General features: G+C 71.2%; 18 protein-coding genes. 10 read left to right on the forward strand and 8 right to left on the reverse strand.

Going from position 1 to position 14,610, the window contains the following annotated elements; all coding sequences use genetic code 11:
• Nucleotides 1–38 precede the first annotated feature (38 nt).
• On the forward strand, nt 39–1,367 hold the full coding sequence (locus AB0N06_RS19440) for a hypothetical protein (protein ID WP_366135976.1): 1,329 nt from the start codon (nt 39–41) through the stop codon (nt 1,365–1,367).
• Nucleotides 1,368–1,401: 34 nt separating this feature from the next.
• Here AB0N06_RS19440 and AB0N06_RS19445 read toward each other — a convergent pair whose 3' ends face one another.
• Nucleotides 1,402–1,815: a VOC family protein gene (locus AB0N06_RS19445; RefSeq protein WP_366135912.1), complete on the reverse strand. Its 414-nt coding sequence runs from the start codon at nt 1,813–1,815 to the stop codon at nt 1,402–1,404.
• A gap of 85 nt (nt 1,816–1,900) precedes the next feature.
• A complete protein-coding gene (locus tag AB0N06_RS19450; RefSeq protein WP_366135913.1) occupies nt 1,901–2,398 on the reverse strand; it encodes a neutral zinc metallopeptidase in 498 nt (165 codons plus the stop codon).
• A gap of 288 nt (nt 2,399–2,686) precedes the next feature.
• On the opposite strand from AB0N06_RS19450, the gene AB0N06_RS19455 reads away from it, so the two are divergent.
• The 3 genes from AB0N06_RS19455 (at nt 2,687) to AB0N06_RS19465 (ending at nt 5,867) form a co-directional block, all read left to right on the forward strand.
• The gene (locus tag AB0N06_RS19455; RefSeq protein ID WP_366135914.1) at nt 2,687–4,285 is read left to right on the forward strand and encodes an ABC-F family ATP-binding cassette domain-containing protein; all 1,599 of its coding nucleotides are present in this window, start codon (nt 2,687–2,689) and stop codon (nt 4,283–4,285) included.
• A 361-nt stretch (nt 4,286–4,646) separates the two neighbouring features.
• On the forward strand, nt 4,647–4,868 hold the full coding sequence (locus AB0N06_RS19460; protein WP_037691626.1) for a helix-turn-helix domain-containing protein: 222 nt from the start codon (nt 4,647–4,649) through the stop codon (nt 4,866–4,868).
• 207 nt (nt 4,869–5,075) lie between these two features.
• Nucleotides 5,076–5,867 carry an enoyl-CoA hydratase/isomerase family protein gene (locus tag AB0N06_RS19465; protein WP_366135915.1) on the forward strand — a complete coding sequence of 264 codons (792 nt, stop codon included), beginning with the start codon at nt 5,076–5,078 and terminating at the stop codon, nt 5,865–5,867.
• 42 nt (nt 5,868–5,909) lie between these two features.
• On the opposite strand, the gene AB0N06_RS19470 is transcribed toward AB0N06_RS19465, so the two are convergent.
• Nucleotides 5,910–6,611 carry a hypothetical protein gene (locus AB0N06_RS19470; RefSeq protein ID WP_366135916.1) on the reverse strand — a complete coding sequence of 234 codons (702 nt, stop codon included), beginning with the start codon at nt 6,609–6,611 and terminating at the stop codon, nt 5,910–5,912.
• Between the two features lie 93 nt (nt 6,612–6,704).
• On the opposite strand from AB0N06_RS19470, the gene AB0N06_RS19475 reads away from it, so the two are divergent.
• Genes AB0N06_RS19475 through amaP form a run of 5 tightly spaced genes read left to right on the forward strand, consistent with a single transcriptional unit; the run spans nt 6,705 to nt 9,043 of the window.
• Nucleotides 6,705–7,193, forward strand: coding sequence for an Asp23/Gls24 family envelope stress response protein (locus AB0N06_RS19475; protein WP_366135918.1), 489 nt, complete (start codon nt 6,705–6,707; stop codon nt 7,191–7,193).
• 32 nt (nt 7,194–7,225) lie between these two features.
• Nucleotides 7,226–7,417, forward strand: a complete 192-nt coding sequence (locus AB0N06_RS19480; protein ID WP_358860894.1) for a hypothetical protein — start codon at nt 7,226–7,228, stop codon at nt 7,415–7,417.
• Nucleotides 7,418–7,422: 5 nt separating this feature from the next.
• Nucleotides 7,423–7,776 carry a hypothetical protein gene (locus AB0N06_RS19485; RefSeq protein ID WP_366135977.1) on the forward strand — a complete coding sequence of 118 codons (354 nt, stop codon included), beginning with the start codon at nt 7,423–7,425 and terminating at the stop codon, nt 7,774–7,776.
• Complete coding sequence (locus tag AB0N06_RS19490; RefSeq protein ID WP_366135919.1) at nt 7,773–8,459, forward strand: DUF6286 domain-containing protein; 687 nt, start codon at nt 7,773–7,775, stop codon at nt 8,457–8,459. Before AB0N06_RS19485 ends, AB0N06_RS19490 begins: the two co-directional genes overlap by 4 nt.
• The gene (gene amaP, locus AB0N06_RS19495) at nt 8,456–9,043 is read left to right on the forward strand and encodes an alkaline shock response membrane anchor protein AmaP (RefSeq protein ID WP_366135920.1); all 588 of its coding nucleotides are present in this window, start codon (nt 8,456–8,458) and stop codon (nt 9,041–9,043) included. The genes AB0N06_RS19490 and amaP overlap by 4 nt, the downstream gene beginning before the upstream one ends.
• A gap of 323 nt (nt 9,044–9,366) precedes the next feature.
• On the opposite strand, the gene AB0N06_RS19500 is transcribed toward amaP, so the two are convergent.
• From AB0N06_RS19500 to AB0N06_RS19520, 5 genes are all read right to left on the reverse strand, one after another.
• A complete protein-coding gene (locus AB0N06_RS19500; RefSeq protein ID WP_366135921.1) occupies nt 9,367–10,122 on the reverse strand; it encodes an SDR family oxidoreductase in 756 nt (251 codons plus the stop codon).
• Nucleotides 10,123–10,127: 5 nt separating this feature from the next.
• On the reverse strand, nt 10,128–11,927 hold the full coding sequence (locus tag AB0N06_RS19505) for a glycoside hydrolase family 15 protein (protein WP_366135922.1): 1,800 nt from the start codon (nt 11,925–11,927) through the stop codon (nt 10,128–10,130).
• A 117-nt stretch (nt 11,928–12,044) separates the two neighbouring features.
• Entirely contained in the window at nt 12,045–12,863 is an 819-nt protein-coding gene (locus tag AB0N06_RS19510) for an SURF1 family protein (RefSeq protein ID WP_366135978.1), read from the reverse strand.
• Between the two features lie 71 nt (nt 12,864–12,934).
• Complete coding sequence (locus tag AB0N06_RS19515) at nt 12,935–13,168, reverse strand: hypothetical protein (RefSeq protein WP_366135923.1); 234 nt, start codon at nt 13,166–13,168, stop codon at nt 12,935–12,937.
• Nucleotides 13,169–13,232: 64 nt separating this feature from the next.
• Complete coding sequence (locus tag AB0N06_RS19520) at nt 13,233–14,258, reverse strand: DEDDh family exonuclease (protein ID WP_366135924.1); 1,026 nt, start codon at nt 14,256–14,258, stop codon at nt 13,233–13,235.
• A gap of 79 nt (nt 14,259–14,337) precedes the next feature.
• On the opposite strand from AB0N06_RS19520, the gene AB0N06_RS19525 reads away from it, so the two are divergent.
• On the forward strand, nt 14,338–14,601 hold the full coding sequence (locus AB0N06_RS19525) for a hypothetical protein (protein WP_366135925.1): 264 nt from the start codon (nt 14,338–14,340) through the stop codon (nt 14,599–14,601).
• The last annotated feature ends 9 nt before the right edge of the window (nt 14,602–14,610 follow it).

Genomic DNA, 14,610 nt, shown 5'->3' on the forward strand with positions numbered 1-14,610 from the left:
TTGTCCGCCCGCGACCCCTTGCCACCGCCCGCAAGGCCGTGACCACCCGGCGCACCCGGCCGGTCCCCCGCCCGCCCGAGGGCACCCCGCCCCGTGCGGAACTGGCCCGCGAGGCCAGGGCCGCGCTCGCCGACGCCGTACGGATCGCCCGCTGGGCCGCCGACGGCGCGAGCCCCGGCACGGCCCCGCTCGCCGCCCACGCTCTCGAACGGGCTGCGACCGCACTGGAATTGTCCCCGGCGCAGGTCCGCTCCGGCTGGGACCGGGCCCGCCTGGCCGGCCTCGTCGAACTCCACGGCGAGACCGCACGCCCCGGCTGGCGGCTGCGCGCCTGGGACCGCGACGACTCCGCCGTGCTCCGTGGCTGGGTGGCGCTCTTCGACGCGTGGTCGCTCGTCCACCCGGCGCCCGAGGGCATCGAGTCCACCGCGGTCGCCGAAGCCGTCGAGGCTGTACCCCAGGTGCTCTCCCTCCTGCAGCTCTCGGCGGGCCCGGTCACGGTGCCCGCCCTCCTCGACCTCCTCGGCCAGCGCGTCGCCGAACTCCACGAGGAGCGCTGCGAGGTGCCGTACGGGTCGGAGGTGCCGTACGGGTCGGAGGTGCCGGCCGAACCGGAGGAACCCGCTCTCACCGCGCACCCCGCCGCCCTGGTCGCGCTGCTCCTCGACTGGGCACTGGAGGGACTGGCCGCCGTCGGCGCACTCACGCTCGGCGCCGGTCATGCCACCCTCACCCCGCTCGGCAACTGGGCGGTCTGGGTCAAGCTGGAACAGATCTGCGTCGCCGCCCAGAGCCCGGCCGGGAACATCGAGCAGTCCGCCGCCGACATGCTGCTCGGCTGTGCCCGGCTCACCCCCGGACCGGCCCGCGCCGAATACCGCGCCTGGCTGGCCGCCCGTCCCGTCGGCAGCGCCGTCGCCGAACTGCTCGCCGTTGCCCGAGGCGAGGACGCGCTGCTGCGCGGACTCGCCTTCGAGGCACTCCGGGTCGTCGGGGCCCCCGCCGAGCCGGTGGTGCGCTCCGTCGTCACCGACCCATCGCTGCGCCCGTACGCGCTGCTCTGGCTGGCCGAGTACGACGGAGCCGACCCGGAGGACGCCCAGGAGGTCCTCAGCCGTGAGGAAGCCACCTGGCTCTGGGTCGACACCGCGGCGGCCGTCTCCGACCACGGCGAGACGGCACTGCTGGTCCGTCATCTCGACTCCGCCGTCCAGGGCACGGTCCCGGCGCTGCTGGACGAGGTCCGGGCCGTCGGCCACCCGCGCACCGTCCAGGTGTTGGTGGCGCTGGCCGCCGCCCATCCGGATCCCGCGCTGGCCAAGGCCGTCCGCCGGGCCGCCTTCCAGGTGCACACCGGCGGCGCGTAGGAATCAGGGAGAGCGCCCGGGGACGCGGACGCGGTCAGTCCGCGGACCCCGGGGCGTACGTCCCGAAACTCCACACATTGCCCTCCGCGTCACGCGCCATGTAGTCGCGCGACCCGTAGTCCTGATCCGTGGGCGGCATCAGGATCTCCACCCCGTACTCCACGGCCCGCGCATGGTGCGCATCGACCTCGTCCACCACGACGTACACCCCGCTCGGTCCGGCATCCGTCATCGCCTTGGCGAAGATCCCCCCGCGCCCCTTGGAGCCCAGCATCACCCTGCCATTGCCGCAGGACAGTTCCGCGTGCAGCACCGTGCCGCTCTCGCCCTCGTACACCGCTTCCTCGGTGAAACCCAGACCCTCCGTCAGCGTCCTGATCGCGGCCTTCGCGTCGTCGTACAGAATCGTCGGATAGATCGTCGGAACCCCGGCCGGTGCGCCCGCCATGGCGCTCACCTCTTTCGCTCTCCATGGTGATCTGCGTCTCAGTATTCCGTCGGTCACCGGCAACGGACCGGTCCGCGCGGCCGGCTCACCGGAAGGTGTTGGAGTCGGCCATGTCGCCGCTGCGGAAACCGGTGGTGAACCACTGCTGCCGCTGCGCCGCCGAGCCGTGTGTCCAGGACTCCGGCGTGACCCTGCCCTGGAACTTCTCCTGGATCCGGTCGTCGCCCACCGCGGCGGCCGCGTCGAGTCCGTCCTGGATGTCCGCCTGCGACAGGGAGGTGATCAGCCGCCGCCCGGTCGACTTGTCCGGCGTGGCCGTCGCGTGGTGCGCCCGGACCCCGGCGTAGCAATCCGCTTGTAGTTCCACCTTCACGGCGTTGCTGCTGGAGCCCGTACGGCCGTCCTGCGAGCGGCTGAGTGTCCCCGTCTGGTTCTGCACATGGTGGCCGTACTCGTGCGCCGCGATCAGGGCGACGAGACCGGCGATACCGCCGCCCACCGTCGCCCTTCCCTCCGGGATCCGGCTGCCGCGTACGTCGCTGACCTCGGACGTGTCCAGATCGGCGTCGTCGTCGAACTGCATGGGGTCACCACTCTCCGGTCCGGCCGCGGCTGCCTCACCGCACTGCGCCGAGTATCGGATAGTTCACACCGCTATGCCTGTTCTGGTTGCCGGATGGAGTCAGGGGGGCGGCGCCAAAGGGCGTCCCGGGCGAGTGATCGGCAAATGCCGTAGGAGCATGCGGAAAAGCAGTTGCACACCGCCAGTAGAATGGCCCGTATGGCAATTCTCCTTGTGCATGAGTAGCGGCGTCGAGTCGAGACTCTGAAGTCGTCCCGTCCGCCGTCCAACCCGCCCTGGAGTTTTTCCGTGATCACCGCTTCCGGTATCGAGCTGCGTGCCGGCGCCCGCATCCTCATCGAGTCCGCCAACTTCCGTATCGCCAAGGGCGACCGCATCGGCCTCGTCGGCCGCAACGGAGCGGGCAAGACCACTCTCACCAAGTGCCTCGCCGGCGAGGGCGCGCCGGCCGGCGGCACCATCACCCGCTCCGGTGAGGTCGGCTACCTCCCGCAGGACCCGCGCACCGGTGATCTCGACGTCCTCGCCCGCGACCGCATCCTGTCCGCCCGCGGGCTCGACGAGATCCTGCGCAAGATGCGTGAGAACGAGGACCGGATGGCGAACGGCAAGGGTGCCACCCGCGAGAAGGCGATGAAGAAGTACGAGCGGCTGGAGACGGAGTTCCTCACCAAGGGCGGTTACGCCGCCGAGGCCGAGGCCGCCACCATCGCCGCCGCGCTCAGCCTGCCCGACCGGGTGCTCGGACAGCCGCTCCACACGCTCTCCGGCGGTCAGCGCCGCCGCGTCGAGCTGGCCCGCATCCTGTTCTCGGACGCCGACACCCTGCTCCTCGACGAGCCGACGAACCACCTCGACGCCGACTCCATCGTCTGGCTGCGCGACTACCTGAAGACCTACCGCGGCGGCTTCGTCGTGATCTCCCACGATGTCGACCTCGTCGAGACGGTCGTCAACAAGGTCTTCTACCTCGACGCCAACCGCTCGCAGATCGACATCTACAACATGGGCTGGAAGCTCTACCAGCAGCAGCGCGAGGCCGATGAGAAGCGCCGCAAGCGTGAGCGTCAGAACGCCGAGAAGAAGGCTGCCGCGCTCAACTCGCAGGCCGACAAGATGCGCGCCAAGGCGACCAAGACCGTCGCCGCGCAGAACATGGCCAAGCGCGCCGAGCGGCTGCTCTCCGGCCTGGAGGCGGTCCGGGTCTCCGACAAGGTCGCCAAGCTGCGCTTCCCCGAACCCTCGCCGTGCGGCAAGACCCCTCTGATGGCGGAGGGGCTGTCCAAGTCCTACGGTTCGCTCGAAATCTTCACCGATGTGGACCTCGCCATCGACAAGGGCTCCCGCGTCGTCATCCTCGGCCTCAACGGTGCGGGCAAGACCACCCTGCTCCGGCTCCTCGGCGGTGCCGAGAAGCCCGACACCGGCGAGGTCATCGAGGGCCACGGGCTCAAGCTCGGCTACTACGCCCAGGAGCACGAGACCCTCGACCCGGAGCGCACGGTCCTGGAGAACATGCGCTCCGCCGCCCCGGATCTCGACCTCGTCGAGGTCCGCAAGACGCTGGGCTCGTTCCTCTTCTCCGGCGACGACGTCGACAAGCCGGCCGGCGTGCTCTCCGGCGGTGAGAAGACCCGTCTGGCGCTCGCGACCCTGGTCGTCTCCTCCGCCAATGTGCTGCTCCTCGACGAGCCGACGAACAACCTCGACCCGGCCAGCCGCGAGGAGATCCTCGGCGCGCTGCGCACGTACAAGGGCGCGGTCGTCCTCGTCACGCACGACGAGGGTGCGGTCGAGGCGCTCCAGCCGGAGCGGATCATCCTGCTGCCGGACGGCGTCGAGGACCTGTGGGGTGCGGACTACCGGGACCTGGTCGCCCTGGCCTGATTCCTGCGGTCCGGGCGGTTTCCCTGCCCGCTGCCGGCTGATCCACTCCGACTGGATCATTCGGCCTACGCGTGATCCATCATCTGCGTGAGGACCTCTCGTACCTCGGCGCGGCGCCCGGCAGATACCTGCCGGGCGCACCCATGTGGGGCCGATTCCCCTCATACGGCCCTGACCTGGCTTTTCGTCTCAACTCCGCGCCGGACCGCCCCCCAAGCCCGGCAGAATGCGAGATTCCGCTCGTGAAGACGTATTCCCGGGGTGCGAAACCGGTTGTACGGACCTTGCCGAATGGGTGGCCAGGAAGCCCGCGAGGGGTGATCATGAGAATCCAGAGCGCACTTCCCATGAGGAGGCACGGGTGGCCGAGACTCTGAAGAAGGGCAGCCGGGTGACCGGCACCGCGCGCGACAAGCTCGCGGCAGACCTGAAGAAGAAGTACGACTCCGGTGCGAGCATCCGGGCGTTGGCCGAAGAGACCGGCCGCTCCTACGGATTCGTCCACCGGATGCTCAGCGAGTCCGGAGTCACGCTGCGGGGACGCGGCGGAGCGACACGGGGCAAGAAGGCTGCCACGGCCTGACGGCCTCACGCCGTGTCGTCGAACTGCCGTCTGCCGCCCTTGGGGCGGGAGGGGCACTAGGCGGATCGGGACGCGTCGCAGGACGGGCGTGCCCCGAGGGCTCACCAGTTTCGGGCGGTGGCCACCCGGTCGACCATGTGGCCGACCGGGTGGTTACTGTTCAGTCACTTAGCGACATGTTGACTGCACCCGACCCGGAGGCGCCCCATGACCTCGTTCGACTCTGTGCTCGACCAGGACGGCGTACGACTCACCGTCGATGACGCGGTTGCCACGGTGACCCTCACCAATCCGGCCAAGCGCAACGCTCAGTCCCCCGCTCTGTGGCGGGCGTTGACAGAGGCCGGACGGGCGCTGCCCGGCAGCGTGCGGGTCGTCGTGCTCCGTGGTGAGGGCAAGTCCTTCTCCGCGGGGCTCGACCGGCAGGCGTTCAGCCCCGAGGGGTTCGACGGTGAGCCGTCCTTGCTCGACCTGGCACGCGGCAAGGAGTCCGAGCTCGACGCGACCATCGCCGAATACCAGGAGGCGTTCACCTGGTGGCGCCGCAACGACATTGTGTCGGTCGCGGCGGTCCAGGGGCATGCGATCGGCGCCGGCTTCCAGCTCGCCCTCGCCTGCGATCTGCGGATCGTCGCCGAGGACGTGCAGTTCGCCATGCGTGAGACCAGTCTCGGTCTGGTCCCTGACCTCACCGGCACGCACCCCCTGGTGCACCTGGTCGGATATGCCCGCGCGCTCGAAATCTGCGCCACCGGCCGCTTCGTCCACGCGGAGGAGGCCGAGCGCACCGGTCTCGCCAACCTCGTGGTCCCCGCCGACGAGCTCGACGCGGCGACCCGTGAACTGTCCGCGGCGCTGCTGGCGGCCCCGCGTGACGCCGTCGTCGAGACCAAGGCGCTGCTGAGCGGTGCGGTCTCGCGTACGTACGAGGACCAGCGCACCGCCGAGCGCGCGGCCCAGGGCCGCCGTCTCCGCGACCTCGCGGGTCTCACGGACTAAGACCGACCGGCTCCGCGTCCACCACCGCGGCGGCCGGTCCGTTCATCCCGCCTCCACCACCGAGGTGACCAGCACAGTCACCGGTGGATGTCCGTCCACGGCGTCCGCCACCGCCGTCCGCACCGCCCGCGCCACATCGAGCGCCCGGTGGTTCGCGTCCGTCGCCAGCTCGACCCGCACATGGTCCGCGGCCGTGTGCACCGCGCTGCCCAGCACACGGGTCAGCTTCGCGACACCGGGGACCGCGGCCGCCGCCGTCCCGGCCGCGCCTTCCGGCTCCGCCCCGCGCACCGCGGCAGGCGCTGGGGCCGTCCGGTCAGGGACCGTGTCCAGCAGCTCCGTCACCTGTAGATCCACCTCGCCGACCACCAGGCCGAGCCGTTGCACGGCCGCCGTCAGCAGGACCGAGCGCAGGGCGGCCGCGGCGGCGGGCAGCGGCCGGTCGGCCGTCGCCGACATGGTCGCCTCGATCCGCAGCGGCCCGGGCGGCAGCGCGCTCGGCGGCGACGGCAGCGCCGGGTCCGGGGCCGCGTCCGGGTCAGCCACGGTGATCCGTACGTGCCCGAGCACCGGGCCGGTTTCCGATGCGCCCACCGAGCGCCGCAGCACCGAGATCACGGCCCGCTCTGCGATCCACGCACCGTCCGCCGGACCACCCAGCGGGAGCAGTCTGCCCAGGCCGAGCCTCTGCCGTACCGCCGCCGTCCACCCGTCGGCCCTGTGCGGGCTGTCAGCCGTCGTCATTGCCTCAGCCTGCCGCATCCACGGCGCGAGACGGGGCAAGCGCACTTAGTGTGGGCAAGGAAGTCCAACCCTGCCCCGAAGGGAAGAGTGGCGATGACCGACACCCCGCAGCGGAACCGGCCCGAGAACCCCGACAGTGCGACGGGGGACGACGCCAGGAAGAGTCCGCTGACCAAGCGCGGCGGAGGAGATCCCGCCACCCGCGGCCGTACCACCATCGCGGACGGTGTGGTCGAGAAGATCGCCGGTATGGCGGCGCGCGACGTGGTCGGTGTCCACGCGATGGGCAGCGGCCTGTCCCGTACCTTCGGCGCGGTGCGCGATCGGGTCCCCGGCGGCGGCAAATCGGTCACCCGCGGCGTCAAGGCGGAGGTCGGCGAGTCGCAGACCGCCCTCGACCTGGAGGTCGTCGTCGACTACGGCGTGTCGATCGCCGATGTCGCCCGCGACGTACGGGAGAACGTCATCGCGGCGGTCGAGCGGATGACGGGCCTCGAGGTCGTCGAGGTCAATATTGCGGTCAGCGATGTGAAGCTGCCCGACGAGGAGGAAGAGGACCGTTCCGAGCCACGTCTCCAGTAGGCCTCCGACCCGAGGCAGTTGAGGAGCGCACGATGAGCATGGCTGTGGTCGGCATGGTGGCCGGCATGGCACTCGCATTCGCCGGGTACTTCGGCGGATTCGGGGCCTTTCTGCTTGTCGCCGCATTGGGAGCGATCGGCTACGTCGCCGGTCGATTCCTGGACGGCGATCTGGAACCCGGCGACTTCTTCCGGAGTCGCGAGCGCGGCGACCGACGGCGGTGACGGCGTTGTCGGGGGTGCTCGGCCGGGTTCCTGCCTCGGAACGGGGCGAGACCCGGATCGCCGACCGGGTTGTCGCGAAGATCGCCGCACAGGCGGCGAAGGAGGCTGTCATCGAGCCGCCGCGGGAGGGTGCCTCGCCGCGCGCCACGGTCACGGTGCACCGTGACACCGCCCGGGTACGGGTCAGTCTGGAGCTCGGATATCCCACTGACATCGGCCGCCAGTGCGGTGCCGTGCGTCGGCACGTCATCGAACGGGTAAAGGCGTTGGCGGGGATGGAAGTGCCCGAAGTGGCCGTACAGGTCGAGCGTCTGCACCCCGCGGGAGCGAGCGCCGCGACACAGGGGAGGATCCGATGACGGAGCCCCAGGAGCCGGAGAACAGCACACGGCGCCCGCCCACCGGCGACCCCGTGGAACGCGGAGGCGGACTGGCTCTCGACCAGTCCGCCTCCGCCGCGGCGTACGACCCGGCGCCGGTGAAGGAGCGCAGCGGCGGCAGCGCCCGCCGCTTCTGGTCCGCGCGCCGCATCCCGGCCGGGCTCCTCGCGCTGGTGATCCTCGGCGGATCCGGCCTGCTGCTGTACGACGTGGCGGCGGTACGGGCCCATCACCCGGCCATGCACTGGCGCCGCGCGCTCGCCGACGACCTGGCGGAGCGGCCGCTGGACAATGTGTGGGTGGTGACCGGTGCCGCGCTCGCGATGGCGATCGGTGTGTGGCTGATCGTGCTCGCCGCCACGCCCGGTCTGCGCGACGTGCTGCCGATGCGCCGCGACCGTCCGGGGGTACGGGCCGGGCTCGACCGGACCGCCGCCGCCCTGGTCCTGCGCGACCGGGCCGTGGAGGTGTCCGGCGTGCAGTCGGTGCGGGTCCGGATGGGGCGGGCCAAGGTCGCGGTGCGTGCCGTGTCGCACTTCCGCGAACTCGACGACGTGCGGGCCGACCTGGACACCGTGCTGGGTGCGGGGATCGAGGAACTGGGCCTGGCGAAGCCGCCGAGCCTGTCCGTGTATGTCCGCCGTCCGGCGAAGAAGGGGTGACCGAGGTGCTCAGGACCGTCAACCGGGTACTGCTCGCACTGGCCGGGCTGGTGCTGATCTGCGGCGGCGGCGCGGTGCTCGCCGCCGGGCTCGGCCTTTCCGTGCCGCCCTGGTGGCCGTGGCACGGCAGGACCGATGTGCTGCTCAGCAGGGCCGACCGGGACCGCTGGCGGACCGACGGCTGGTGGTGGCCGACCGTCCTCGTGGTCCTCGCGGTCCTCGTCGTCCTCGCGTTGTGGTGGTTCCTCGCCCAGCTCCGCCGTGCCCGCCTCGCCGAGGTGCTGGTCGACAGCGGCGACGGCGAGGGGGCGCTGTTGCGCGGCCGGGCTCTGGAGGGCGTGCTCGCCGCGGAGGCGGGGACGCTGGACGGGGTGGCGCGCGCCCAGGTGATGCTGGTCGGCCGGCGCAGCACGCCGCAGGCTCGGATCCGACTGCTGATGGAACCGCACGCGGCACCGGATGAGGCTCTCGGCCGCCTCACGGACGAGGCCCTGGCTCACGCGAGGGAATCGGCGGGCCTGGCGGAACTGCCGGCGGAAGTACGGCTGAGGGCCGTCAAGCACCGTGCGGAACGGGTGAGTTGAGGGCGGGGGCGTCCGGCAGCGGCAGAATCGAGCCCGATGAGGGGCCTTCCCCTGCACTCCTGGCACGGGGAGGCCGAGGACTAGTGCCGCGACCGGCAAGGTTTGCCCGTCAAGGAGCGGCGGCCGGTGCGTGTGATCGCAAGGCGGCCGGAAGCCCTTGGGTGGGGTCTCCCCTGCTCGAACGAAGTTGAGAGCTTGGGGAAGGAGCTACCTGGGCTTTTAGCCAACGCCGCGAGCGCGCGTGCCGGGCGTCGCGACGGGGCAAACCTTGCCGGTCGCGGCACTAGAACGGCCGCCGGACGGCCCCGGTGACTCCGGTCCCGTCAGAACCCGTGCCGCGACCCGCCGTCCACCGGCACCATGATCCCCGTCAGATACGACGCCGCAGGCGACAGCAGGAACGCCGCCGTCCGCCCGAACTCCTCCGGCGTACCGTACCGGCGCAACGGAATCCGCGCCTCGGCCGCCGTGCGCGAAGCCTCCGCGTCGCCGGACAGCGCGTCCAGCTCCCGCACCCGGTCCGTGTCGATCCGGGACGGCAGCACGCCCACCACCCGGATGCCCCGTGGGCCGAGCTCGTCGGCCAGGGACTTGGCGAACCCGGCCAGGCCCGGACGCAGACCGTTAGAAATGGTCAGCCCGGCGATCGGCTCGTGGACCGAGCCGGAGAGCACGAAGCCGATGACCCCGCCCTCGCCGAGCGCCGCAGCCGCCGTGCGCGCCAGCCGTACCGCGCCCAGGAACACCGAGTCGAACGCTGACTGCCACTGCTCGTCCGTGTTGTCGGCGACGAATCCGGGCGCAGGTCCGCCGACGCTGATCAGGATGCCGTCGAGCCGCCCGAACCGCTCATGGGCGGCGTCCACCAGACGCCGCGCCGCGCCGGGCTCCCCGTTGTCGGCGGCCACGCCGACCACGTCCGGTCCCAGTTCGGCGGCGGCCGCCTCGGCCCGCTTCCCGTCCCGCCCGGTGATGATCACCTTCGCGCCGTCCGCCGCCAGCTCCCGCGCGGTGGCATGGCCAAGCCCCCGGGTCGCGCCGGTCACGATGTACACACGGTCCTTCAGCCCAAGATCCATGGGCCCTATCCTGCCGCGTCGGCTTCCAGCATGTCGCACCCGGCCAGAGCAATGGCGGTGCCCACCAGTCCGATGTGGCTGAACGCCTGCGGGAAGTTGCCCAGTTGCCGCCGTGCCACGGTGTCGTACTCCTCGGCGAGCAGCCCGACATCGTTGCGCAGCGCGAGGAGCCGCTCGAAGAGTTCCGTGGCTTCCTCGGTGCGCCCGGTCAGGCGCAACGCGTCCGCCAGCCAGAACGAGCACGCCAGGAACGCCCCTTCGCCGCCCGGCAGCCCGTCGATCGAGCCGCCGTCCGTGCTGTAGCGGCGGACCAGCCCGTTGCTGCCCAGTTCGGCCCGGACCGCGTCGACCGTTCCGACGATCCGCGGGTCGTGCGGCGGCAGGAAGCCGGTCCGGGCGATCAGCAGCGTCGCGGCGTCCAGCTCCCGGGAGCCGTACGACTGCGTGAAGGTGTTCCGCACCGGGTCGTACCCCTTCTCGCACACCTCCCGGTGCACGGCGTCGCGCATCGCCCGCCACCGGTCGGCGTCCCCGGCCAGCGACGGGTTGGACTCCAGGGTGCGCACCGCGCGGTCGGCGGCGACCCAGGCCATCACCTTCGAGTGCACGAAGTGGCGGCGCTGGCCGCGGATCTCCCACAGCCCCTCGTCCGGCTCGCGCCAGGCGGACTCCAGGAAGCCGAGCAGGCTGAGCTGCAGGCTCCAGGCGTGCGGTTGGTCGGCCATGCCCGCTTCACGCGCCAGTCGGAGCGAGTCGATGACCTCTCCGTACACATCGAGCTGCCGCTGCCGGACCGCCGCGTTGCCGATCCGGACCGGGCTGGAGTTCCCGTATCCGCGCAGCCACGGCAGCTCCGCCTCGGGCAGCCGTCGTTCGCCCGACAGGCCGTACATGATCTGCAGGTCGGCCGGGTCCCCGGCGACGGCACGCAGCAGCCAGTCCCGCCAGGCGGCGGCTTCCTCCAGATAGCCGGCCGAGATCAACGCGTTGAGCGCCAGGGTGGAGTCCCGCAGCCAGCAGAAGCGGTAGTCCCAGTTCCGTACGCCGCCGATCTCCTCCGGCAGCGAGGTGGTGGGGGCCGCCACGATGCCGCCGGTCGGCGCGAAGGTGAGCGCCTTGAGGGTGATCAGCGAGCGGATCACGGCCTCCCGGTACGGGCCCCGGTACTTGCAGCGGGCCGACCAATCGGCCCAGTCGGACAGGGTGTTCTTCAGCGCCTCGTGCGGATCGACGAGATCGGGGCGCGGCGAGTGCGAGGGATGCCAGGTCAGTACGAACGCCACCTGCTCGCCCGCGGAGACGGTGAACGACGAGCAGGTGGAGAACTCCTGGCCCCACGTTTTGACCGGCGGCTCGCTGCGCAGCCAGACCGAGTCGGGTCCGGCGACCGCCACCCGGTGGCCCCGCGCGCGGCGCACCCACGGCACGATGGAGCCGAAGTCGAAGCGCAGCCGGATCACGGAGGCCATGTCGACGGTGCCGCTGACCCCCTCGACGATCCGCATGACATCGGGTTCACGGTCGCGCTGCGGCATGAAGTCGATGACCTTGACGGTGCCGGTGCGGGTCTCCCAGAACGTCTCCAGGACGAGGGAGTCGCCCACGTAGCCGCGCCGGGTGCAGGCGTCCGCGCCCTTCGGAGCGATGCGCCAGTGGCCGTTGTCCTCGTCGCCGAGCAGGGCGGCGAAACAGGCGCCCGAGTCGAAGTGGGGCAGACAGAGCCAGTCCACAGAACCGTTCCTGCCGACCAGGGCGGCTGTCTGCAGATCGCCGATGAGGGCGTAGTCCTCGATGCGTGGGGTCACGTTCTGCCGTGTTCCCGCACCGGGGGTCCGCTAAGCAGCCGATGTCCCACAGGCGGCCACAGGCCCGACATCACCGGCTCGTGGACATGGCGGCGGGCCGTTGCCGGGCAGGGCTGCTCAGGCAGTCGCGGGCGCGGGCTTCTCCGGCTGTTCCGGCTCCGGATCGCCTGCTGCCCCGGCCTTGGCCGCGGCCTCCATCCGGTCGCGCTTCTCGCGCCGGGCCAGCACCGCGTATCCGGCAGGGACACCAGCGGCGAACAGCCACCACTGGACCGCGTACGCCATGTGCGGACCGATGGAGCTGTCGTCCGGCGCCTCGATCAGCTCCGGAACGTCGCCGGGCGGTTCGGGGGCGGTCTGCTCGATGTAGCCGCCGAGGACCGGCCGGGAGAGCGCCTTGGCCTGCTGGGCGCTGTTGATCAGCATCACCTGGCGGTCCGGCAGGTCCGACAGGTCCTTGATGCCGCTGGTGCCCGTCGTCTCGTCGGCCTTGAGCCGTCCCGTGACGGTCACCTCGCCCGTGGGCACGGCCGGGATGTCCGGGAAGGCGTGCTGATCGTCGGCGGTGGGGATCCAGCCCCGGTTGACCAGGACCGTACCGCCGCCCTTGAGGTCGAGCGGGATCAGTACGTGGAAGCCGACGCTGCCGTCGGTGGACGTCCGGCGGCGCACGACGACCTCGTGCTTCGTGTCGTACGTCCCCGTGGCCGTCACCGCACGCCAGTAGTCGGAGCGCGGGACCGTGTGACCCGGGGAGGTGAGCGTGGCGACCGGAACCGGCTTCGCCTTCAGGTTGTGCGAGATCAGGGAGTTCTGCGCCACCCGGTGCTCATGCCGGTGGAGCTGCCAGAAACCCAGCTCGACCATCGTGGGAATGAGGACGAGGGCGAGGAGGGCGAGGATCAGCCACTGCCGGGTCAACAGGAAGCGGTACACCCCACGACGGTACAACTGCGTCATGGGGTGCATCGCGGAGGGGGTGGCGGACGGTGTCACGCGGCCGGGGCTCAGACTCTGTCGACGATGCCCACCTTCCCCTCGGCGCGAGCGCAGTGCCCCCCGCAGAACCAGTGCCCGTCGACCTCGACACCCTGGCCGATGACCTGGACCCGGCAGTGCTCACAGATGGGTGCCATCCGGTGAATGGCGCAGGCGAAGCAGTCGAAGACATGCACTGCGCCCTGCGCGTGCACCTCGAACGACATGCTGTAGTCGTTTCCGCAAACCTCACAACGTGCCATGCGCCACAGGGTGGGACGCGGGGACGCCGGGCGGCGAGCGGCGGACGGGCGAGTCGCCCCCGGTTCACTCCGATGACGGCGTCGGCAGAGCAGCAGCCACGGGCGCCCCGGTCTTCGCCGGCGCCTCGGCCACATCTCTCAGCAGGTGGGTGAAGGCGCTCTCGTCCACGATCGGCGTGCCGAACGCCTTGGCCTTCACCGTCTTCGATGTCGCCGCGTCCGGGTCGTTGGTGACCAGCAGGCTGGTCAGCCGGGAGACGCCGGTCGCCACATGCAGCCCGGCCTCGACCGCCCGGTCCTCCAGCAGCTCACGGTCGATGGAGGTGTCCCCGGAGAACGCCACACGCATGCCCTGCATGAGCGGTTTGTCCTTGTCGTACCGCCCGGGGTTCGGATACGGGCAGGCGGACCGCTTCCGGGAAGGTCGCCAGCTGTTCTGGCTGCCGTACGAGGGCTGATAGCCGACCCTCGGGGTCACCGGGGAGTCCGACCACTCGGTCAGTGGACGGCACTCCAGCAGCGGCAGCCGCACCCCGTCGCGCGCGGCCGCATGCAGACTCGGCCGGAACGCCTCGGCCAGCACCCGGGCGTCGTCCAGCGCGTGGTGCGCACGCTGCTGCACGACTCCGAAATGCGCGGCCAGCGACTCCAGCTTGTGGTTGGGCAGCGGCAGCCGCAGCTCCTTGGAGAGTGCGATCGTGCAGAGCCGCTGCTCGACCGGGGCGACGACCGCCGCGCGGGCGTACTCCCGGGCCAGCATCGACCAGTCGAAGGCGGCGTTGTGCGCGACCAGGACCCGGCCCGCGAGACGCTCCGACAGGGCGGCGGAGACCTCCGGGAAGAGCGGGGCACCGTCCAGGACATCACTGGTCAGACCGTGAATCCAGACGGGGCCGGGGTCCCGCTCCGGGTTGACGAGGGTGTACCAGTGGTCCTCGACATTGCCCTGCGCGTCCAGCCGGTAGACGGCAGCGGAGATTATCCGGTCGTCGCGGGCGAGTCCGGTGGTCTCCACGTCGACGACCGCGTACCCCTGCGGGTAGGCGGTCGGCCACGGTGCTGCGGTCTGGCGGTCGTCGAGCATGGTCACAGAGAATACGGGCCGCTACTGACACTCCCCTATTCGGGAGCCTTCTGTTCGACCGGTCCGGCGTTGCGGCTCCTGGGGCGTGTTTGGAAAGTCCCGTCTGCCGGGCGGACGACGCTCCTTTCGAAACACGCCCTGGGGCGCGCAAAAGGGGGACCTGCACAAGGAACCGCCCGGCTGCATCGCCACCGAACCGGACGACCACGGCCTCGGACGTTCACGGGGCGGCCTGACCACCAAGCTGCACCTGGCGGTCGAGCAGGGACAGAAGTTCATGTCGATCGTGATCCCGGCCGGGCAGCGTGGCGACTTCCCGCAGTTCGAGCCCGTCCTGAAGTGGTCGTGACCAGCTGTC

The sequence above is a fragment of the Streptomyces sp. NPDC051020 genome (assembly GCF_040683105.1).
Taxonomy (GTDB): Bacteria; Actinomycetota; Actinomycetes; order Streptomycetales; family Streptomycetaceae; genus Streptomyces.